Origin of the sequence: Streptococcus sp. GMD5S, from assembly GCF_000298715.2 — a bacterium.
In the GTDB taxonomy this organism is placed as follows: domain Bacteria; phylum Bacillota; class Bacilli; order Lactobacillales; family Streptococcaceae; genus Streptococcus.
Map to the genome: position 1 here is coordinate 1 of NZ_AJRG02000024.1, position 22,036 is coordinate 22,036.

Below are 22,036 nucleotides of genomic sequence, written 5' to 3' on the forward strand. Positions count from 1 at the left end.
GAATAACCATTTATCAAAGACAGAGATTTATGAGTGGCTAACTTCTTCTTATGTTGGAAAATTTACAAAAGAAGAAGCAAACTATGCAATTCAACATTTAGGTGACTAATTTTTACAAATAGTGAAGCAAATGAGATGTTTTAATTTTGGCTTGTAGCCTGCAAACCTTTGCACAAATCTAATGATTTTGTTATACTATATCTGTAAGCATTTTCAATTAAAAAGGAGAAGACGATGAGTCAAAAGATTATTGGGATTGACCTTGGTGGGACATCTGTTAAGTTCGCAATTTTAACTCAAGAAGGAGAAATCCAAGAAAAATGGTCTATTAAGACCAATATTTTGGATGAGGGAAGCCATATCGTAGATAATATGATTGAGTCTATTCAGCATCGTTTGGACTTGCTTGGATTGTCAGCTACGGATTTCCGAGGTATTGGAATGGGATCACCGGGTGTGGTTGACCGTGAAAAAGGGACTGTTATCGGTGCATACAACCTCAACTGGAAAACCCTTCAACCGATTAAAGAAAAGATTGAAAAAGCCTTGGGCATTCCATTCTTCATCGATAATGATGCCAACGTAGCTGCTCTTGGTGAGCGCTGGATGGGGGCTGGTGATAATCAACCTGACGTTGTCTTTATGACACTGGGTACAGGTGTTGGTGGTGGTATCGTGGCAGAAGGCAAATTGCTTCACGGTGTTGCTGGTGCAGCAGGTGAGCTTGGCCACATCACTGTTGACTTTGACCAACCAATCGCATGTACCTGTGGTAAAAAAGGCTGTCTTGAGACAGTTGCTTCTGCAACAGGGATTGTCAACTTGACTCGTCGTTATGCAGATGAATACGAAGGCGATGCAGCTTTGAAACGCTTGATTGATGACGGAGAAGAAGTAACTGCTAAAACTGTCTTTGACCTTGCAAAAGAAGGGGACGACCTCGCCTTGATCGTTTACCGTAACTTCTCACGTTACTTGGGTATTGCGTGTGCTAATATCGGCTCAATCCTCAACCCTTCAACAATCGTTATCGGAGGTGGAGTATCAGCAGCGGGAGAATTTCTTCTACAAGGTGTTCAAAAGGTTTATGACGAAAACACCTTCCCACAAGTACGCACAACAACTAAATTGGCTCTTGCAACTCTAGGAAATGACGCTGGAGTTATCGGGGCAGCATCACTTGTATTGCAATAAGATCATAAAAGGAGAAAAACACTACTTTAAAGCCAGTGATTTTCCTCCTTTCTTTTTTTATGCTATACTAGTTAGGACAATAAATGAGGTGAGAGTAAATGACAAAAGCTGATACGATTTTTAAAGAGAATATTGAACGAATCCTCAAAGACGGTGTCTTTTCTGAGCAGGCACGTCCCAAGTATAAGGATGGGACCGTAGCCAACTCCAAGTACGTAACGGGTGCCTTTGCCGAGTATGACTTGGCTATGGGGGAATTTCCCATCACAACCTTGCGTCCCATTGCGATCAAATCCGCCATCAAGGAAGTACTCTGGATCTACCAAGATCAGTCTAATAGCTTAGATGTTCTCAATGACAAGTACAATGTTCACTACTGGAATGACTGGGAAGTGGGAGATACGGGAACCATCGGTGAACGCTATGGGGCAGTCGTTAAGAAACACGACATCATCAATAAGATACTTAAACAGTTGGAAGCCAACCCTTGGAATCGTCGCAATATCATCTCACTCTGGGATTACCAAGCTTTTGAGGAGACAGATGGTCTTCTTCCATGCGCCTTTCAGACCATGTTTGATGTCCGTCGGGTTGATGGGGACATCTATCTGGATGCGACCTTGACCCAGCGTTCGAATGATATGCTGGTGGCCCACCACATCAATGCTATGCAGTATGTGGCTCTTCAAATGATGATTGCCAAGCATTTCGGATGGAAGGTTGGGAAGTTTTTCTATTTTATCAACAACCTTCATATCTATGATAATCAGTTTGAACAAGCAGAGGAATTGCTCCGTCGTGAGTCGTCAAACTGCCAACCACGTTTGGTCTTGAATGTACCAGATAAGACTAATTTCTTTGACATCAAAGCCGAGGACTTTGAGTTGGTTGACTATGATCCGGTTAAGCCACAGCTGAAGTTTGATTTGGCTATTTAAGAAAAATGTAAATATCCTTCTATGACTAACACCTCATAAGTTAGACAGAAAAATCTAACTTATGAGGTGTTTTCTTATGTTGTAATTTATGAGGATAAAGTTCAAATTTATAATCTGCAAAAGCAGGCTTTTCGTCAACTGTAGTGGTCTAGCGAAAAGCCTTTTTAAGACAGGTATAGGAGTCATTGTGCTGACTATAGTTAAACTTTTTCGGACTAAGCATATCCTTCTGTCTGCTAGGACGAGTGTAAGGAGAGATAGGAGTGATGTCTTAATTCAGTAAGAACTTAAGTTTAATGGGAGTTTTGTAACTGGAATTCGCGATAATGTAAGAAAGTTTGATGTTTTCTATCTAGCTAAAGAGGGCAGGCAATACCTGACTGTTACGTACATTACCTGCCTCCAAACTATAAGCCTGCGCTCAGCAGTACTTATCGCTGAGCAGTCTAGGCAAAACTCTCCTTAGAAATTAAGATTATCCAACTCCGATAATAATAATTCCTTCTAGTAAAAAGAGTAGGAGTGGTAATATTTTTTGTTTTTTCATGTGTAATCCTCACTTTTGTTTTTTTTATTATATGTTATTATTGGGGTGAATAAAATATATTCCCATATATGCGTGATGGAGGTTCAGAATGAAAAATTTTGGAGAAATTTTTAAAAAGTTTAGAGAATCAAGAGGATTGCGGTTAAAGGATCTCACGAAGGCTGGTATATCAACATCTCAGCTTTCACGTTTCGAAAAAGGAGAAACGGATTTAACCATTTCAAAGTTTATACATATTCTAAATGAAATTAACATGCCAATTGATGAATTTATGTATGCCGTTCATGATTTTCATCGTGATGAACTAAATGAACTATTAGCTCAGGTTAGGAAATGTGTAACGACTCGCGACATTGAAGGGATGAAGAGATTGTTGATATCTCAAATGGAAAATGAAGGAAAACGAGAGAAATTTCATCATATAAATACCATTTTAGTTAAAATTCGCCTTCAGGATTTATCGGGAGAAAAATACTATAATGAAACAGATTTGGATGATTTAACCGATTATCTATTTGGTGTTGAATATTGGGGATATTATGAATTGTTGATTTTCATGAATACTTTGGATGTTCTAAAACATGATGTTTTTATGGTTTTAGCAAGAGAAATGTCTAGACGATCAGATTTTTATAAAGAAATTCCTATTAATCGACGCCTGATTTCAACCATGTTGCTTAATGCTTATATTACCTGTATTGAAAAGAAAAAGTTTATGGATGCTTTGTATTTTGAAAAACAATTGAAACAATGCTTTTTTATCGAGACAGAAATTTATGAAAGACTCATTTTTCTCTATGCTCAAAACCTTTATCGCTATCAAAAAAACGGAAATAAGATTGCAATTATTGAAATGGAAAAATGTATTGGAGCAATAAAATTAGCAGGCAGTAACCACTTAGCAAAGATTTATGAAGGACATTTAAAAAAAGTTTTAGGGGAGGACAGTCGTCAAGCAGATATGGGAAAGAAATTTTGACTGAACTATTGAATGATATAATCATATCATCAAATAAAGGAGGACAATAAAATGGATAATCTCAAAATTATCGATTTGGAAGAATTACTAGCCAATAAATCAGCCTATGTTATTCATGATTGCGGCCCTAGTCATTCTTGTGGTGGAGGTCGGTAACGACTATCTTATTTTTATTGTGAGAGGGATTTTTATTCCCTCTCTATGTTATATAGGGGGAATAATTATGTTAAAAGCATTTATTACAGAATCCGATACTCTTTATTTTAATTCTGAAACCTTTACTTTATCAACTTCAATAGATGATTTGAATAATAATATCAAAAAAGAAAACGATTATAATATTTTAAAAAAAGTAGTAATCAATATTTCAAATAACTGTAATCTTTCATGTACATACTGCTATGCTGATGGTGGTAATTACGGAATGATGAATCAACTGATGAATATTGATACAGCAGATAAAATTATTGATCAGCTAGTCTCTCGCAGAATTCAATGTATAAAGAGATTAATCCTTTTTGGAGGCGAGCCGTTTTTAAATATTGATTTGTTTGTTTATATTATTGAAAAGCTATCTAAAAATATTGAGATTCAAAAAATTGAAACTGTGACAAATGGTACCATCCTAAATAAGAAAGTTGAAATGATGATTAACAATTATCATCCTTTTTTAACAGTTAGCCTTGATGGCCCACAATTGATTCACGATAAGTTAAGAGGCAAGGGAAGTCATAGACGAACATTGAATTTTATTCAGTATTTAAAAGAAATAGATTACGAAAATTTTGAAGTCGCTTCTACTTACACGCGGATGCATCAAATACTTGGATTTCAAAAAGGGGATATCTATAGATATTTTACTGATATGGGTGTTAGATTTAATATCAATAATGTATTTAGCAAAAATAAAATTCTAATAGTTAAAGAAATGGAAATGACTGAAGAAAATAGAAAAACATTTATCGATCAGTCATTCGAAGATATTATCAATAATAATGTTAAAAACTACATTAGCCCGATTGTTTATGATGTGCTACTTTCAATGATTTTTAAAAGTAAGATAGAATCGTTTTGTGATGATATTGATCCAGAAACAACAATAACATTTGATGTTGATGGATCAACTAAATCTTGCTTTAGATTTTGGGGGACCCATAGCAGTGATAAAGTTACACAATTCAATAATAAGGATAACTTTTCTAAGTGTAAAGATTGTTGGTGTAGAGGAATGTGCATGGAATGTGTCGCAAATATGATTGATGGCTATTCATCAATTATTTCTGAAGAAGGAAAATTTATTGAGTGTAAAAAACAAGATTTAATGGAATACTGTATTTATAAAATTATTGAATTGAGTAAGGATAAAGAGCGTTTAACAAAATTAGTTAACAATTTTGAAAGGTTCATTAGATATGCTTAAAAAGTTCATCACAAAAAAACATTTGGTGCTCTATTTTATTTTCATTGCTATTACGTGGTTAGAGGCTATCATCACACCAACCTTGGTATCGATGATTATAGCCAGTTTTGAGAAGAAGATTCTGGATGATTTATGGATAGCCCTTACTGTAGGTATAATTGGTAATTTATTTATTCTTATTGGATTGGCTGGGAAAAGGTATTATTATGCCAAGTTAGTAGCAGATTTCACTTGGATCATGAAATATAAATTGTTTGAGCATTTTCTATATAATAAAAATAGTAAAAAAGAGGATATCCTATCCAATCTTGAAAACGATGTCAAACAATTAGAAACGTCTTATCTCGAACCAGCAGTCATTATTATTTCCTCAGTTGGTTTTACAATAGTTTCCATTGTATATGCATTGACAACAAATTTTTGGTTGGGCTGGATATTTATCTTTTTTTACTCTATGCCTGCACTCTGTAGTGGTATAGGTAGTAAAAAATTAGCCCTTATTTCTGAGGAAAAAGCGACGTCGAATCAGGAGTACTTGTCTCAGACAACGAATATCATTGGTGGAGAGAGTGTGATTAAAAATTACGGTGCTATGGATTTCTTCTATTCTCTTTTCAGAAGAGCCTTGTCGAAGAGAATTGATCAGGACATTCGTTATGAACAACAACGTACGATTAATAATATTCTCATTAATAGTATTGACGCATTTTGTTCGGTAGTTCCCATCATTATCGGTGGTATAATGACTTATTATAATTATTTGTCAGGAGCTAGTTTTGTTGCAATTTATCTAGTATCTCATAACATAGGCTATCAATTCAATGAATTGTCATATTTTATCAATACCTATAAATCAAGCAAGCAGCTTAGGAATCGTTATGATTTTCTACTTCAAGATGCGATTATACAAACAGATGACCTGTCTTCAACATCACTTTTTCCTATCTTAGTTGATTGCGTCAGTTTAAGTTTTGAAGATAATATACTTTTTGAAAATCTATCATTTGAAATTAAAAAAGGAGAAAAAATTGCTCTAATAGGTGCAAGTGGTTGTGGTAAGTCAACCTTACTTAACCTCATCTATGGGCAACTATCTCCAGATTTGGGGAAGGTGACTTATGCTGGTCAGATCTTAAATCAAGAGCAAGTTGCCAAATCAGCTTCTTATATTTTACAAGATTCCTATATTTTTGATGGTTTATCACTTGAGGAGAATATTACCCTTGGAGAGTCGATGGATAATATAAAGATGGACCTGATTCTTAATCGAGTAAATCTAGAATTTTTAAAGGGACATCTTCTTTATGGAAATCATCTTTCTGGTGGGGAAAAGCAACGTATAGAAATCGCTCGCAGTTTGTATCATAATAGTGATCTGATTTTGGCAGACGAGGTTAAAGCCAATCTTGATAAAGTGAATTCAAAACAAATTTCAAATATCTTATTAACCCTTCCACAAACCTTGGTTGAGGTAATCCACCATTATGATGAGGAGACACTTGCACAATACGACAAAGTAATTAATTTGTCTCAGTGACAATCAATAAAAAGAGGAAAGTATGTCTCGTTCATTTGTAAAATTATTAGTACGCGAATTGTTTGCATTTGGATGACAGTTAACATCATTGTGTATATATACGTTATTACAAAATCTGATATTGTAAATTTAATAGATTCAATATTGCCTTTTTATGAATAATATAAGTAAAGAATAGTAGCAAACATATTTAATTTACACCTCAATCATGAAATTTTCTGTCTAACTTTCGTAATATAGATTCATACTTTATTTATCAATTCGATTTCTACTTTTTAATTATAAAGTATGGGTTAAAAGTCGTCGAAATCAAAAAACACATAGTATCAGTTTTTTGAATACCTGATACTATGTGTTTTATTGTGGAAATATTTATTGGGCATTCTCCTCAAATTAAGTTTATCCCCAACTTCTTTTGTTGCTTAATGTGATACGCGACGGCGAGCTGCTTTTTTACGGTTTTCTTCGATGAAAGCTGCTTTTTGCTCTTCTGGCTCAATCACTTTCTTTTTAATTGCGTATACTGCACCTGCAACGGCAGCGACAGTTCCTGCGACACCTGTTACAAGACCTTTAGCGAATCCTTTAGCCATGAGTCTTCCTCCTTTATCTTTCCGATCAGCCAGGCTCCTTAAGTGGTAGCATTTTTCTGACTGAACTTTTTGTGATATAATAATAGTAACGAAAAAATGGAAATTTTTCAAGGAAAAAAGATGAAAACAAAAATAATTGTGATTGTTGGACCGACTGCTGTTGGGAAGACAGCCCTTGCTATTGAAGTGGCCAAGCGCTTTGGTGGAGAGGTGGTTAGTGGTGACAGTCAGCAAGTATACAGAAGGCTAGATATTGGGACGGCCAAGGCTAGCCCAGAGGAGCAAGCTGCTGTTCCTCATCATTTGATTGATGTCAGAGAGGTGACCGAGTCTTACTCGGCTTTTGATTTTGTTTCAGAAGCTAAGAAGGCTATTGAGGATATTCAAAGCCGTGGCAAGCTAGCCATTATAGCTGGTGGAACTGGGCTTTATATTCAGAGCTTGCTGGAAGGCTACCATCTAGGTGGAGAGACACCTCATGAGGAGATATTAGCCTATCGAGCTAGTTTAGAGCCTTATTCAGATGAGGAATTAGTCCATCTCGTGAAGCAAGCAGGCCTTGAAATTCCCCAGTTTAACCGTCGTCGTGCCATGCGTGCCTTGGAAATTGCCCATTTTGGTAAGGATTTGAAAAATCAGGAAAGTCCTTATGAAGCTTTGATTATCTGCTTGGATGATGAACGCAGTCAGCTTTATGAACGTATCAACCGTCGAGTAGATCTGATGTTTGAGGCTGGACTTTTGGATGAGGCTAAGTGGCTCTTTGACCATTATCCAGATGTGCAGGCAGCCAAAGGCATTGGCTACAAGGAACTCTTTCCTTATTTCCGTGGGGAGCAAACTCTTGAGGAAGCCAGCGATAGTCTCAAACAGGCAACCCGCCGTTTTGCTAAGCGTCAGTTGACCTGGTTCCGTAATCGCATGCAGGTGACCTTTTATCAGATAGGAGAGCCTGGAGTTCAAAACCGCATTTTAAGCCAGATTGAGGAGTTTTTAAATGATTGAAACGGAGAAAAAAGAGGAACGTGTCCTACTCATCGGTGTGGAATTGCAGGGCATGGACAATTTTGACCTCTCCATGGAAGAATTGGCCAGTCTGGCTAAGACTGCTGGAGCAGTCGTAGTAGGTAGTTACAGGCAAAAACGTGAAAAATATGATTCCAAAACTTTTGTTGGCTCTGGTAAGTTGGAAGAGATTGCGCGGATGGTGGATGCAGAAGAAATTACCACAGTCATTGTCAATAACCGCTTAACTCCACGGCAAAATGTCAATCTAGAAGAAGTTCTCGGTGTCAAGGTCATAGACCGTATGCAGTTGATTCTGGATATCTTTGCCATGCGGGCTCGAAGCCATGAAGGAAAACTCCAAGTTCATTTGGCTCAGCTCAAGTATCTCTTGCCTCGCTTGGTTGGTCAGGGGATTATGCTCAGCCGTCAGGCAGGGGGAATTGGTTCCCGTGGTCCAGGTGAAAGCCAGCTGGAATTGAATCGTCGTAGTGTTCGTAATCAAATCACAGATATCGAGCGCCAGCTCAAGGTGGTAGAGAAAAATCGGGCAACAGTTAGAGAAAAACGTCTGGAGTCGAGTACCTTTAAGATTGGTTTGATTGGCTACACCAATGCTGGGAAATCAACCATCATGAACACCTTGACCAGCAAGACCCAGTATGAGGCTGACGAGCTCTTTGCGACCCTGGATGCGACAACTAAGAGTATCCATCTGGGGGGCAATCTTCAGGTTACCTTGACTGATACGGTTGGGTTTATCCAAGATTTGCCGACTGAATTGGTGTCCAGTTTCAAGTCAACCTTGGAAGAAAGCAAGCATGTGGACCTTCTGGTGCATGTCATTGATGCCAGCAATCCTTACCACGAGGAGCATGAAAAAACGGTTCTGTCTATCATGAAAGACTTGGATATGGAGGATATTCCTCGACTGACCCTTTACAATAAAGCGGATTTGGTGGAGGATTTCACGCCTACTCAAACGCCGTATGCCCTCATTTCTGCCAAGTCTGAGGATAGTCGTGAGAACTTGCAAGCATTGTTTTTGGAGAAGATCAAGGATATTTTTGAAGTCTTTACCCTGCGCGTGCCTTTTTCTAAGTCTTACAAGATTCATGATTTGGAAAGTGTAGCGATTCTGGAGGATCGTGACTACCAAGATGATGGAGAAGTGATTACAGGCTACATTTCCGAGAAAAATAAATGGAGGTTAGAGGAATTTTATGACTGATATTAAAATGTTGGCTCTAAAGTATGGAGGTTATACAAGTCTGGATAAGGTCTATCTGGATCAGCTTCTAGCTGGCAAAACAGAGCAGGAGCAGTTAGCTCTCGTCACACCTCCTCCGAGTGTAGTCAATGCCTACTTTGCTGAACTCTACCAGAAAAAGAGTCCTCAGGCTGCGACAGATTACTTTGTAGAACTCAGTCATGAACTGAATCTCTACAATGTTGAACCAAGTTTCACCTTTGAAAATAAGCCTTTTATTCGTCTGAACCTGTCGGGTAAATCTTTTGGATTTTGCTATGAGAGTGAGGGACTGGGGCGGATTTTCTCAGAAGCTGAGGAAGTAATCACAGCTGACTTGCTCTTTGAAATTGCGCAAATTTTCCCCCATCAACTCGTCTTTGAAGAGTCTGGCAAGATTTACATGAAAGCTGTCGGAGATGAGGAAGTTATTAGTGTAGAAAATCTCACAGCTTTGACGGATTTGGAAAGTTTGGCTGATGGTCGCAAACGTCTAAAGGGCTACAGCCAAGAGGATTTATTGCAAGAAGCTGCTGCTTTTTCTGGAAAGCGCTATTTCCGATCGGAAAATCGCACAGCCATGTTATATATTGATTAATTAGAAAGTATCGAATGGATATTCAATTTTTAGGAACAGGGGCTGGTCAGCCCTCTAAAGCCCGTAACGTCTCAAGTCTCGCCCTGAAACTCTTGGACGAGATTAACGAAGTCTGGCTTTTTGACTGTGGAGAAGGAACGCAAAATCGTATTCTGGAAACCACGATTCGACCACGTAAGGTCAGCAAAATCTTTATCACTCACCTGCATGGAGATCATATCTTTGGCTTGCCAGGATTCCTTTCTAGTCGTGCCTTTCAGGCCAATGAAGAGCAGACAGATTTGGACATTTATGGACCTCAAGGGATTAAGTCATTTGTCTTAACCAGCCTTCGTGTGTCCGGTTCTCGTCTGCCTTACCGCATTCATTTCCATGAGTTTGACCAAGATTCTCTAGGGAAAATCCTTGAAACCGATAAATTCACGGTGTATGCAGAGGAGCTGGACCACACTATTTTCTGTGTTGGCTATCGTGTCATGCAAAAGGACTTAGAAGGTACCTTGGATGCTGAAAGACTTAAGGCTGCTGGTGTTCCATTTGGCCCGCTTTTTGGAAAAATCAAAAACGGTCAGGACGTTGTTCTAGAAGACGGAACTGAAATCAAGGCAGCAGACTATATCTCAGCACCACGACCTGGTAAGATTATTACTATTCTGGGTGACACCCGAAAAGCTAATGCCAGTGTGCGTCTAGCTGTTAACGCTGATGTCCTTGTCCATGAGTCGACTTATGGCAAGGGAGATGAAAAAATTGCCCGCAACCACGGTCACTCAACCAATATGCAGGCAGCACAAGTAGCAGCAGAAGCCGGTGCTAAACGCCTCTTGCTCAATCATATCAGTGCTCGTTTCCTCTCAAAAGATATCAGTCAGCTCAAGAAAGATGCGGCAACTGTTTTTGAAAATGTCCATGTGGTCAAAGACTTGGAAGAAGTGGAAATTTAGAAGATTGAGAAAGGATAAGTATGCGCACCATCATCATCACTGGAGCAAGCGGTGGCTTAGCCCAAGAAATGGTCAAACTCTTGCCAAATGACCAACTCATCTTGCTAGGTAGAAACAAGGAAAAACTAGCCCAACTATATGGAAATCATCCTCATGTGGAATTAATTGAAATCGATATTACTGATGACTCAGCCCTGGAAGCACTAGTAGCTGACCTCTATCTCCGTTATGGCAAGATTGATGTCTTGATTAACAATGCTGGCTATGGAATTTTTGAAGATTTCAACAAGATCTCTGATCAAGACATTCACCAGATGTTTGAGGTCAATACCTTTGCCCTGATGAATCTGTCTCGTCGCTTTGCGGAGCGCATGAAGGAAAGTCGAAAAGGCCATATCATCAATATCGTCAGCATGGCAGGTTTGATAGCGACTAGCAAGTCCAGTCTCTACTCAGCGACCAAGTTTGCAGCTATTGGATTTTCAAACGCTCTGCGTCTCGAACTGATGCCCTATGGAATCTATGTGACAACAGTCAATCCAGGACCGATTCGTACTGCCTTTTTTGACCAGGCAGACCCAGATGGGACCTACCTCAAGTCGGTTGACCGTTTTCTCTTAGAACCAGATGCAGTCGCTAGAAAGATTGTCAAAATCATAGGAAAAAACAAACGGGAACTCAATCTCCCAGTTTTGTTGAACCTAGCCCATAAGTTTTATATCCTTTTTCCCAAGCTGGCTGATAAGTTGGCTGGGGGGATCTTTAATTATAAGTAAAAGGAGTTCCTTACAAAAGGAACTTTTTTATACTATTTAACTGAGTGTCAAAAATTTGTTTGTTTTTTGTTCTAAATCTATATTCACATTTAATGAATTTTCTACAAATTTTAGAAAAAACAATCAAAAATATGATTTTTTGTGTTTAGGGTATTGAAATTTCCTATATTATTTTATAAAATAAGGGTAAAAGACTATGGAAAAGTAATACGCTTACAATGAAATGGAAGCGGTTACTAAAGGAGGATTTTATGGAAAAAGGCCATTGGAATCGTAAAAGAGTCTACAGCATTCGTAAGTTTGCCGTAGGCGCTTGCTCTGTCATGATTGGAACCTGTGCGGTTCTATTTGGAGGAAGTGTCATTGGAGAATCACCAGTTTTCGCAGATGAAACTCCGATTACTCACACTGTGGAACAAGCAAAAGAGGAAAGTCCGGCAGTGGAGGAAAAAGAAAATCAAGCTGTAGCAGAGCACAAGGATGCTGCAAGTGTCGATCAAAGTCAAGCCACTCCAATTGAAGCAAGCAAACCAGAGGTGAAAGAAGAGGAACCTGTAGCTCCAAAAGAGGAGAAAGCATCTCTAAAGCCTGAAGAAACAGCTCCAAAGGTAGAATCTCAAGCTTCAAGTCAAGAAAAGCCTGTCAAGGAAGATTTGAAAGCTGCGACAAATGAAGAAGTGAATCAAATGATTGAAGATAGAAAAGTGAATTTTAATCAAAATTGGCACTTTAAACTCAATGCGAATCCTAAAGAAGCTGTGAAATCAGATGCAGATGTATCAACATGGCAAAAATTGGATCTCCCACACGACTGGAGTATCTTTAACGATTTTGACCATCAGTCACCTGCCCAAAACGAAGGTGGACAGCTCAATGGTGGTGAAGCTTGGTATCGTAAGACTTTTAAACTTGATGAAAAAGATCTCAAGAAGAATGTTCGTTTGACCTTTGATGGTGTCTACATGGATTCTCAAGTCTTTGTCAATGGCCAGTTAGTGGGACATTATCCAAACGGTTATAACCAGTTCTCATACGATATTACCAAATACCTCCACAAAGATGGTCGTGAGAATGTGATTGCTGTCCATGCAATTAACAAACAACCAAGTAGCCGTTGGTATTCAGGTAGCGGTATCTACCGTGATGTGACCTTGCAAATGACAGATAAGGTTCATGTTGAGAAAAATGGGACAACCATCTTAACACCAAAGCTAGAACAACAGCAACATGGCAAGGTTGAAACGCATGTGACCAGCAAAATCGTTAATACAGACGATAAAGACCATGAACTTGTAGCAGAGTATCAAATCGTTGAACGTGGTGGTCAGGCTGTAACAGGTTTGGTTCGTACAGCGAGCCGTACCTTGAAAGCACATGAATCAACAAGTCTTGATGCGATTTTAGAAGTTGAACAACCAAAACTCTGGACAGTTTTAAATGACAAACCAGCCTTGTACGAATTGATTACGCGTGTTTACCGTGATGGTCAATTGGTGGATGCTAAGAAGGATCTGTTTGGTTACCGTTACTATCATTGGACTCCAAATGAAGGTTTCTCTTTGAATGGTGAACGCATTAAATTCCATGGTGTTTCCTTGCACCATGACCACGGAGCGCTTGGAGCAGAAGAAAACTATAAGGCAGAATACCGTCGTCTCAAACAAATGAAGGAGATGGGTGTTAATGCCATCCGTACAACTCATAACCCTGCAAGTCCACAGACATTGCAGATTGCAGCAGAGCTTGGTTTGCTGGTTCAGGAAGAGGCCTTTGATACTTGGTATGGTGGTAAGAAACCTTATGACTACGGACGTTTCTTTGAAAAAGACGCTACTCACCCAGAAGCTAGAAAAGGTGAAAAATGGTCTGACTATGATCTTCGTACCATGGTCGAAAGAGATAAAAACAACCCAGCTGTCTTCATGTGGTCTATCGGAAACGAAATCGGTGAAGCCGATGGTAAACCTCATTCTCTAGCAACGGTTAAACGCTTAGTAAAAGTGATTAAAGATGTTGATACTACACGTTATGTTACCATGGGAGCAGATAAGTTCCGCTTTGGTGATGGTAGTGGTGATCATGAGAAAATTGCTAATGAACTGGATGCAGTTGGTTTCAACTATTCAGAAGACAACTACAAGAAACTTCGTGCGAAACATCCAAACTGGTTGATTTACGGTTCTGAAACATCTTCAGCTACCCGTACACGTGGAAGTTACTATCGCCCTGAACAGGAATTGAAACATAGTAACGGACCTGAGCGTCATTACGAACAGTCTGACTATGGTAATGACCGAGTTGGCTGGGGTAAAACGGCAACAGATTCATGGATCTTTGACCGTGACAACGCTGGCTATGCTGGACAGTTTATCTGGACAGGTACGGACTATATCGGTGAACCTACACCATGGCACAACCAAAACCAAACTCCCGTTAAGAGCTCTTACTTTGGTATCGTAGATACAGCAGGTATTCCAAAACATGACTTTTATCTCTACCAAAGCCAATGGGTTTCTGCCAAGAAGAAACCGATGGTACACCTTCTTCCTCACTGGAACTGGGAAAATAGAGAATTGGCATCGAAAGTTGAAGATTCAGACGGAAAAATCCCAGTTCGGGCTTACTCAAACGCTGCAAGTGTAGAATTGTTCTTAAATGGTCAATCTCTTGGAGTTAAGAAGTTCAACAAAAAACAAACCAGTGATGGCCGTACCTACCAAGAAGGTGCCAATGCTAAGGAACTCTATCTTGAGTGGAAGGTTGCGTACCAACCAGGTACCTTGGAAGCTGTAGCTCGCGATGAAGCTGGAAACGAAATTGCACGTGATAAGATCACGACTGCAGGCCAACCAGCAGGTGTTCGCCTCGTCAAGGAAGAACACGCAATCGCAGCCGATGGAAAAGACTTGACCTACATCTACTACGAAATCGTAGACAGTGAAGGAAATGTGGTACCAACTGCCAATAATTTGGTTCGTTTCCAATTGCATGGACAAGGTCAACTGGTCGGTGTCGATAATGGGGAACAAGCCAGCCGTGAACGTTATAAGGCACAAGCAGATGGTTCTTGGATCCGCAGAGCCTTTAACGGTAAAGGGGTTGCCATTGTCAAATCAACTGAACAAGCAGGTAAATTCACGCTAACTGCCCACTCCGATCTCTTGAAATCTGATCAAGTAACCGTCTTTACTGGCAAGAAAGAAGATCAAGAAAAGACTGTTCTCGGAACAGAGGTGCCAAAAGTTCGTACAGTCATTGCCCAAATTCCAAAAATGCCGAAGACCGTCGCTTTTATCTACAGTGATGGCAGTCGTGAAAAACGTCCAGTGACTTGGTCTTCAGTTGATGTGAGCCAAGCAGGAGTTGTGACTGTTAAAGGTATGGCAGACGGACGCGAAGTTGAGGCCCGTGTCGAAATTCTAGCAATTGCAAATGAGCTTCCAACTGTTAAGCGTGTTGCTCCAGGAACAGACTTGAGCGCTGTTGACAAATACGTTTCTATTGCTGTTACGGATGGAAGCGTTCAAGAATACGAAGTTGATAAGTGGGAGATTGCGGAAACAGATAAAGCTAAACTGTCAGTTGCAGGATCACGTATTCAAATGACTGGCCAACTAGGTGGTGAGATTATTCACGCTACCCTTATAGTAGAAGATGGTGATGTTGCAGCACCTGTAGTACCAACTGTAACGGTTGGTGATGAAGCTGTCACTGGTCTTACTACTCAAAATCCAATGCAATACCGCACACTTGCTTATGGAGCTGAGTTGCCAAAAGTCACAGCAAGTGCTGAAAATGCGGATGTTACTGTAGTCCAAGCAAGTGCAGCAAACGGCATGCGTGCAAGTATCTATGTTCAACCAAAAGATGGTGGCCCTCTTCAAACCTATGCAATTCAATTCCTCGAAGAAGCACCAAAAATTGACCACTTGAGCCTACAAGTAGAGCAAGCTAACGCTCTTAAAGAAGACCAAACAGTGAAATTGTCTGTACTCGCTCACTATCAAGACGGAACACAGGCAGTTCTACCAGCGGATAAAGTTACCTTCTCTACAAGTGGTGAAGGGGAAGTCGCAGTTCGTAAAGGAATGCTTGAGTTACATAAGCCAGGAGCAGTCACTCTGAAAGCGGAATATGAGGGAGCTAAAGGCCAAGTTGAACTCACTATCCAAGCCAATACTGAGACGAAGGTTGCGCAATCTATCCGTCCAGTAAATGTAGTGACAGACTTGCATCAAGAACCTACTCTTCCAACAACAGTAACTGTTGAGTATGACAAAGGTTTCCCTAAAACTCATAAAGTCATTTGGCAAGCTATTCCAAAAGAAAAACTAGACCACTATCAAACCTTTGAAGTTCTAGGTAAAGTTGAAGGTCTTGATCTTGAAGCGCGTGCTAAAGTATCTGTAGAAGGCATCGTTTCAGTTGAAGAAGTCAGTGTGACAACTCCAATCGCAGAAGCACCACAATTACCAGAAAGCGTTCGTACCTACGATTCAAATGGCCACGTTTCATCAGCTAAGGTTACTTGGGATGCGATTCGTACAGAGCAATACGCCAAGGAAGGTGTCTTTACAGTTAATGGTCGCCTAGAAGGTACGCAATTAACAACTAAACTTCATGTTCGCGTATCTGCTCAAACTGAGAAAGGTGCAAACATTTCTGACCAATGGACCGGATCAGAATTGCCACTTGCCTTTGCTTCAGACTCAAATCCAACTGATCCTGTTTCAAACGTCAACGATAAATTGATTTCCTTTAATGACCGCCCAGCTAACCGTTGGACAAACTGGAACCGTAGTAATCCAGAAGCTTCAGTTGGTGTCCTATTCGGAGATTCAGGTATTTTGAGCAAACGTTCAGTTGATAATCTAAGTGTCGGATTCCACGAAGACCACGGAGTTGGCGTACCGAAGTCTTATGTGATTGAATATTATGTCGGGAAGACCGTTCCAACAGCCCCTAAAAACCCTAGCTTTGTAGGTGAGGAAAACCATGCCTTTAATGATCCTGCAAACTGGAAAGAGGTAAGCAATCTCAAAGCACCAGCTCAATTAAAAGCTGGAGAAATGAATCATTTCAGCTTTGATAAAGTTGAGACCTATGCGGTTCGCATTCGTATGGTTCGACTTGATAGCAAGAAAGGAACGTCTATCACAGAAGTACAAATTTTTGCGAAACAAGTTGCGGCAGCTAAACAAGGACAAACAAGAATCCAAGTTGACGGTAAAGACTTAGCAAACTTTAACCCAGATTTGACAGACTACTACCTTGAGTCTGTAGATGGAAAAGTTCCTGCAGTAACAGCAAGTGTTAGCAACAATGGTCTCGCCACCGTCGTTCCAAGTGTTCGTGAAGGTGAGCCAGTTCGTGTTATCGCGAAGGCTGAAAATGGTGATATCCTAGGAGAATACCGTCTACACTTTACAAGCAATAAAGACTTGCTCTCTCGTAAACCAGTTGCCGCGGTCAAACAAGCTCGCTTGCTACAAGTAGGGCAACCGCTTGAATTGCCAACTAAGGTTCCTGTTTATTTCACAGGTAAAGACGATTACGAAACAAAAGACTTGGCAGTAGAATGGGAAGAAGTTCCAGCAGAAAAGCTGACAAAAGCAGGTCAATTTACCGTTCGAGGTCGTGTCCTTGGTAGTGATCTTGTTGCTGAGTTCACTGTACGAGTGACAGACAAACTTGGCGAAGCTCTTTCAAATAACCCAGAGTATGATGAAAATAGTAACCGCGCCTTTGCTTCAGCCACTAACGACATTGATAGAAACTCCCATGACCGTGTGGACTATCTCAATGACGGAAATCATTCAGAAAATCGTCGTTGGACAAACTGGTCTCCAACACCATCTTCTAATCCAGAAGTATCAGCAGGTGTGATCTTCCGTGAAAATGGTAAGATTGTAGAACGGACTGTAGCGCAAGCCAAACTTCATTTCTTTGCAGATAGTGGTACGGATGCACCATCTAAACTCGTTTTAGAACGCTATGTCGGTCCAGAGTTTGAAGTGCCAACCTACTATTCAAACTACCAAGCCTACGACACAGACCATCCATTCAACAATCCAGAAAATTGGGAAGCTGTTCCTTATCGTGCGGATAAAGACATTGAAGCCGGTGATGAAATTAACGTTACCTTTAAAGCTGTCAAAGCCAAAGCCATGAGATGGCGTATGGAACGCAAAGCGGATAAGAAGGGTGTTGCGATAATTGAGATGACCTTCCTTGCTCCGAGTGAATTGCCTCAAGAAAGTACCCAATCAAAAATTCTTGTAGATGGAAAAGAACTTCCTGACTTCGCTGAAGATCGTCAAGACTACCAAATCACCTATAAAGGTCAACGTCCAAAAGTCTCAGTCGAAGAAAGTAATCAAGTAGCTTCAACAGTTGTAGATAGCGGAGACGATAGCCTTCCAGTACTTGTTCGCCTTGTTTCAGAAAGTGGAAAACAAGTCAAGGAATACCGCATCCACTTGACTAAGGAAAAACCAGTTTCTGAGAAGACTGTTGCTGCTGTACAAGAAGAACTTCCAAAACTCGAATTTGTTGAAAAAGATTTGGCCTATAAGACAGTTGAGAAAAAGGATTCAACCCTGTATCTAGGTGAAACTCGTGTAGAACAAGAAGGAAAAGTTGGTAAGGAACGGATCTTCACGGCGGTTAATCCTAGTGGAAGTAAGGAAGAAAAACTCCGTGAAGTGGTAGAGGCTCCGACAGACCGCATCGTCTTGGTTGGTACTAAACCAGGAACTTCTCTTCCAGAAGACGAAGTGAAGAATCTTGTCCTCGACAGACCAGAACTTGTAGTTGAAGAAGAAACAATTGATTTTAAGGTTCAGGAACAAAAGAATGATCAGCTTCCAGTGGGTCAAACTCGTGTTCTCCAAGAAGGTCAAAAAGGTATCCGTGTTCACTTGATCGAAGTTGAAAATGGCAAGCGAACTGAAAAAGAAAGCTATGATAAAGTCGTGGCTCAGGATCGCATTGTAGAAGTTGGTACGGCTAGTGAAACAACTAAACCAGTACCTCAAGAATCTACAAAACCACAAGTATCAGAAAAAGCAGATACAAAAGAAATTGTTTCAAGTGAAGCTAGTCATGTTCAAGAAGAACAGTTACCAAATACAGGAAGTGCAGAAAGTCAAGCAGCTCTAGCAGCAGGTTTAGCTCTTCTTGGCTTGAGTGCAGGTCTAGTGGCCACTAAAGGTAAAAAAGAAGACTAGAATGAATCAGTATTTCTTCTAAATGTATCTTAGAAAGACCAGGGAATCCTGGTCTTTTTAATGGGTAGAAGTATTATCTAAAGAGCAATTTAACGTTTGTGAAATCAGATAACCAAAATGATAAAAACACTATCTGGTATCGAAAACGAGATGAACTTATTTTTTAAAAAATGGCGGTAAAATATACCAGATTTTGTTTCGATGATAGGAGAAGAAAAGATACAAAGCGGTTAATATACGGATGTGAAAAAGTCGATTTCAACCTGTAAGAAAAAATTGGATTTTTTTTATAAAAATTTGCTTGATAGTTCTAGCCTTTTTCTTCATAGTATGATAAAATGTGGATGTAATGTGGCTAATAATTTTCGCTTGAAAAAGGAGAATGGTAATTAGTTGGGGACAATCATTTAGTTTACTATTACATTGTACATTTACAACTGAATATTATAAGAAAGGAAGATTAAATGAACAAGAAAATAAGATCTTGGATTCAGATCCTTATTCTTTGTTTGGGAGTTATTCTCCAATCATTTGCCCCTCTGACGCAAGTACATGCGACAGAGTATAATGATGTGATCACTAGTGTTGGTGTTGAAAACAGATCTGGTGAAGCTTTAACGCAAGGGTTGGATATTTGGCAAGAATTCCGTCTTACTGCAGATTTTGTTTTGCCAGATAATACGGTGCATGAAGGTGATACAACAACACTTCAATTGCCATCAGAGATTACATTTTCAAACTCTTCAGACATTGAATTACGAGATGCTTCTAACAATCTTGTAGCTACTGGTCGTTTAGATGCAGCTAGCAAAACAATTACTCTAACTTACACAAAGTTTGTTGAGAATAATTCTGGCGTTAGGGGGAAATTCTTTGTTTATGTCCGAGTTGACCATGACGTTGTTTCAGAAGAAAAAGACGTTGATGTCAATATTACTGTAGGACATAGAGTTCTATTTGCAGGGAAAATCCGTTATAACGGTCCTCCAGGGAAATACGACTCTAAAATTGAAAAGAGTTCCTTCCAATACAAGGATGACGAGAAAAATGTAATCCGTTATAACATTACTGTAAACCGCAATATGGCGAACTACAGTGATGTCACTATCAAAGATGCTTTCTCTTCTCCAAATATGACATTCCTACCAGATACTTTTCGTATTTACAAAGTAGATTGGAGTTGGAATAACGGAGACTGGAAATGGACTAATGCTCAGGATATGACCGAAACCTTTAAAAACCAACTAGTGGTAAATGCGAATGGTGATGGTTTCACCCTTCCTTTAGGAGATACTAATGGTTTTGGTTATATGATCGAGTATCGAGCTAAAGCGAATTATGATCTAGTCGATGGTGAGGAAATCACGAACGTAGCCAACATGAGCTACAATGGTAGTGAGAATGAACAATCAACCAGCACACGTACCTACCAGATTGCAGGTGGTGTTGCAGAAGGATATGTTTTCACCATTAAAATTCATAAGGTAGACGAAGCAGGCCAACCTCTGCAAGGTGCAGTTTTTGAAGTGATTCGTGATCGTAACCAAGCCGTTGTTGGACGATTGACAACAGATTCTGATGGTAACGCTAGTGTAGGTAAATTGTTGCGAGACAACTATACAATTCGTGAAGTAACTGCTCCTCTTGGCTATGACAAATTAACTGAAGATATTAAAATTTCTCCAGATGAGTTTGGCTCAGATAAATCTGTAGAACGTCGAATTGAAAATAAGAAGACACCTCCGAAGACTCCAACTGAGAAAGAGATTACTTTCAAAAAGGTGGATCCAAATGGGAAAGAAATCCCAGGTGCCGAACTTAAAATCTACAGCGGAGATCGTGTAAGACCAGAAGCTCCACCTGTAGCAGACTGGACAACAGAAGCTAATACTTCTAAAGTGATTAAATTAGCTCCTGGTACCTATACTCTAACAGAGTCCGTTGCTCCAGATGGGTATCAGTATGTTGATGATGTTACCTTCACGGTCAATGCTGATGGTTCTATTACAATTGTCAAAAAAGGTACAACAGATACTGTCGTAACAACTGGTTCTGTTTTGTCAATCACTGACAAAGAGGATACAACTCCAAAGGCTATTACCTTCAGTAAAGTCAATCTTGGAGGAAATGAAATCGCTGGTGCTCAGATTAAGATCTACAAGGGCGACAAGGCAGAAGGCACAGCCGTAGAAAGCTGGACTTCAACTGACCAACCTAAGCAACTGAATCTTGAACCAGGCATCTACACTTTCCATGAGGAAGCAGCCCCAACTGGTTACCTCAAAGTAACGGATATCACTTTCCAAGTTAAACCTAACGGTACTGTTGAAGTGACAAAAGTAGGTGAAAAAGATTCTAAAGGTGAAGACAATCGTGTTGTAGCCCAAAATTCAACTCTGACAGTTACTGATAAAGATGACGATGTAGCTCGTAAAATCACGTTCAGTAAAATTAGTCTTGGTGGAGTTGAAATCGCAGGAGCACAAATCAAGATCTTCAAAGGCGATAAGGCAGAAGGCACAGCTGTAGAAAGCTGGACTTCAGAAGCTGGTAAGTCTAAAGAATTGAGCTTGGCCCCAGGTACTTACACCTTCCATGAGGAAGCAGCCCCAACTGGATACCTCAAAGTAACGGATATCACTTTCCAAGTTAACTATGATGGCACAGTTAAAGTTACCAATGTTGGTACCAAGGATGCTAAAGGCGAGGACAATACAGTCGTAACTGATGGTTCAACAATCAAAGTCACTGATAAAGATGACGATAGCCCACGTAAGATTACCTTTAGCAAGGTTAGCCTTGGTGGAACAGAAATCGCAGGTGCTCAAATCAAGATCTACAAGGGCGATAAAGCAGAAGGCACAGCCGTAGAAAGCTGGACTTCAGAAGCTGGTAAGTCTAAAGACTTGAACTTGGCACCAGGTACTTATACTTTCCATGAGGAAGCCGCTCCAACCGGCTACCTCAAAGTAACAGATATTACTTTCAAAGTGAAAACTGACGGAACAGTAGAAGTAACCAATGTCG

The 22,036-nt window shown here is 39.9% G+C and carries 15 protein-coding genes; 14 read left to right on the forward strand and 1 reads right to left on the reverse strand.

Going from position 1 to position 22,036, the window contains the following annotated elements; translation table 11 throughout:
- From GMD5S_RS10605 to gggC, 7 genes are all read left to right on the forward strand, one after another.
- On the forward strand, positions 1-109 hold a 109-nt coding region (locus GMD5S_RS10605), incomplete at its 5' end, for an Ltp family lipoprotein (RefSeq protein ID WP_016893845.1).
- A gap of 125 nt (positions 110-234) precedes the next feature.
- Positions 235-1,194 carry an ROK family glucokinase gene (locus GMD5S_RS0209040; RefSeq protein WP_000078594.1) on the forward strand — a complete coding sequence of 320 codons (960 nt, stop codon included), beginning with the start codon at positions 235-237 and terminating at the stop codon, positions 1,192-1,194.
- A 98-nt stretch (positions 1,195-1,292) separates the two neighbouring features.
- Positions 1,293-2,132 (forward strand): thymidylate synthase, encoded by an 840-nt coding sequence (locus GMD5S_RS0209045; protein ID WP_000158622.1) that lies wholly within the window; start codon positions 1,293-1,295, stop codon positions 2,130-2,132.
- A 635-nt stretch (positions 2,133-2,767) separates the two neighbouring features.
- Complete coding sequence (locus GMD5S_RS0209050) at positions 2,768-3,658, forward strand: helix-turn-helix domain-containing protein (protein ID WP_000787635.1); 891 nt, start codon at positions 2,768-2,770, stop codon at positions 3,656-3,658.
- A gap of 51 nt (positions 3,659-3,709) precedes the next feature.
- Positions 3,710-3,814, forward strand: coding sequence for a streptosactin (gene gggA / locus GMD5S_RS10915; RefSeq protein WP_000369345.1), 105 nt, complete (start codon positions 3,710-3,712; stop codon positions 3,812-3,814).
- 67 nt (positions 3,815-3,881) lie between these two features.
- Entirely contained in the window at positions 3,882-5,078 is a 1,197-nt protein-coding gene (gene gggB / locus GMD5S_RS0209060; protein ID WP_000909921.1) for a streptosactin maturase GggB, read from the forward strand.
- The gene (gene gggC / locus GMD5S_RS0209065; protein ID WP_000913380.1) at positions 5,071-6,615 is read left to right on the forward strand and encodes a streptosactin export ABC transporter GggC; all 1,545 of its coding nucleotides are present in this window, start codon (positions 5,071-5,073) and stop codon (positions 6,613-6,615) included. Before gggB ends, gggC begins: the two co-directional genes overlap by 8 nt.
- Positions 6,616-7,037: 422 nt before the next feature.
- Here gggC and GMD5S_RS10300 read toward each other — a convergent pair whose 3' ends face one another.
- Complete coding sequence (locus GMD5S_RS10300; protein WP_001051782.1) at positions 7,038-7,208, reverse strand: DUF3042 family protein; 171 nt, start codon at positions 7,206-7,208, stop codon at positions 7,038-7,040.
- Between the two features lie 120 nt (positions 7,209-7,328).
- On the opposite strand from GMD5S_RS10300, the gene miaA reads away from it, so the two are divergent.
- The 7 genes from miaA to GMD5S_RS0209105 all read left to right on the forward strand — a co-directional run.
- On the forward strand, positions 7,329-8,213 hold the full coding sequence (gene miaA / locus GMD5S_RS0209075) for a tRNA (adenosine(37)-N6)-dimethylallyltransferase MiaA (protein ID WP_000850175.1): 885 nt from the start codon (positions 7,329-7,331) through the stop codon (positions 8,211-8,213).
- The gene (gene hflX, locus GMD5S_RS0209080) at positions 8,206-9,444 is read left to right on the forward strand and encodes a GTPase HflX (protein WP_000573181.1); all 1,239 of its coding nucleotides are present in this window, start codon (positions 8,206-8,208) and stop codon (positions 9,442-9,444) included. Before miaA ends, hflX begins: the two co-directional genes overlap by 8 nt.
- The gene (locus tag GMD5S_RS0209085) at positions 9,437-10,060 is read left to right on the forward strand and encodes a hypothetical protein (protein WP_000129676.1); all 624 of its coding nucleotides are present in this window, start codon (positions 9,437-9,439) and stop codon (positions 10,058-10,060) included. Before hflX ends, GMD5S_RS0209085 begins: the two co-directional genes overlap by 8 nt.
- Before the next feature lie 14 nt (positions 10,061-10,074).
- Positions 10,075-11,004 (forward strand): ribonuclease Z, encoded by a 930-nt coding sequence (gene rnz / locus GMD5S_RS0209090; RefSeq protein WP_000354322.1) that lies wholly within the window; start codon positions 10,075-10,077, stop codon positions 11,002-11,004.
- A gap of 20 nt (positions 11,005-11,024) precedes the next feature.
- The gene (locus GMD5S_RS0209095; protein WP_001259144.1) at positions 11,025-11,780 is read left to right on the forward strand and encodes an SDR family NAD(P)-dependent oxidoreductase; all 756 of its coding nucleotides are present in this window, start codon (positions 11,025-11,027) and stop codon (positions 11,778-11,780) included.
- A 251-nt stretch (positions 11,781-12,031) separates the two neighbouring features.
- Positions 12,032-19,009, forward strand: a complete 6,978-nt coding sequence (bgaA, locus tag GMD5S_RS0209100) for an LPXTG-anchored adhesin/beta-galactosidase BgaA (RefSeq protein WP_000410705.1) — start codon at positions 12,032-12,034, stop codon at positions 19,007-19,009.
- A 464-nt stretch (positions 19,010-19,473) separates the two neighbouring features.
- The coding region (locus GMD5S_RS0209105) for a SpaA isopeptide-forming pilin-related protein (RefSeq protein WP_016893846.1) at positions 19,474-22,036 on the forward strand (2,563 nt) is incomplete at its 3' end.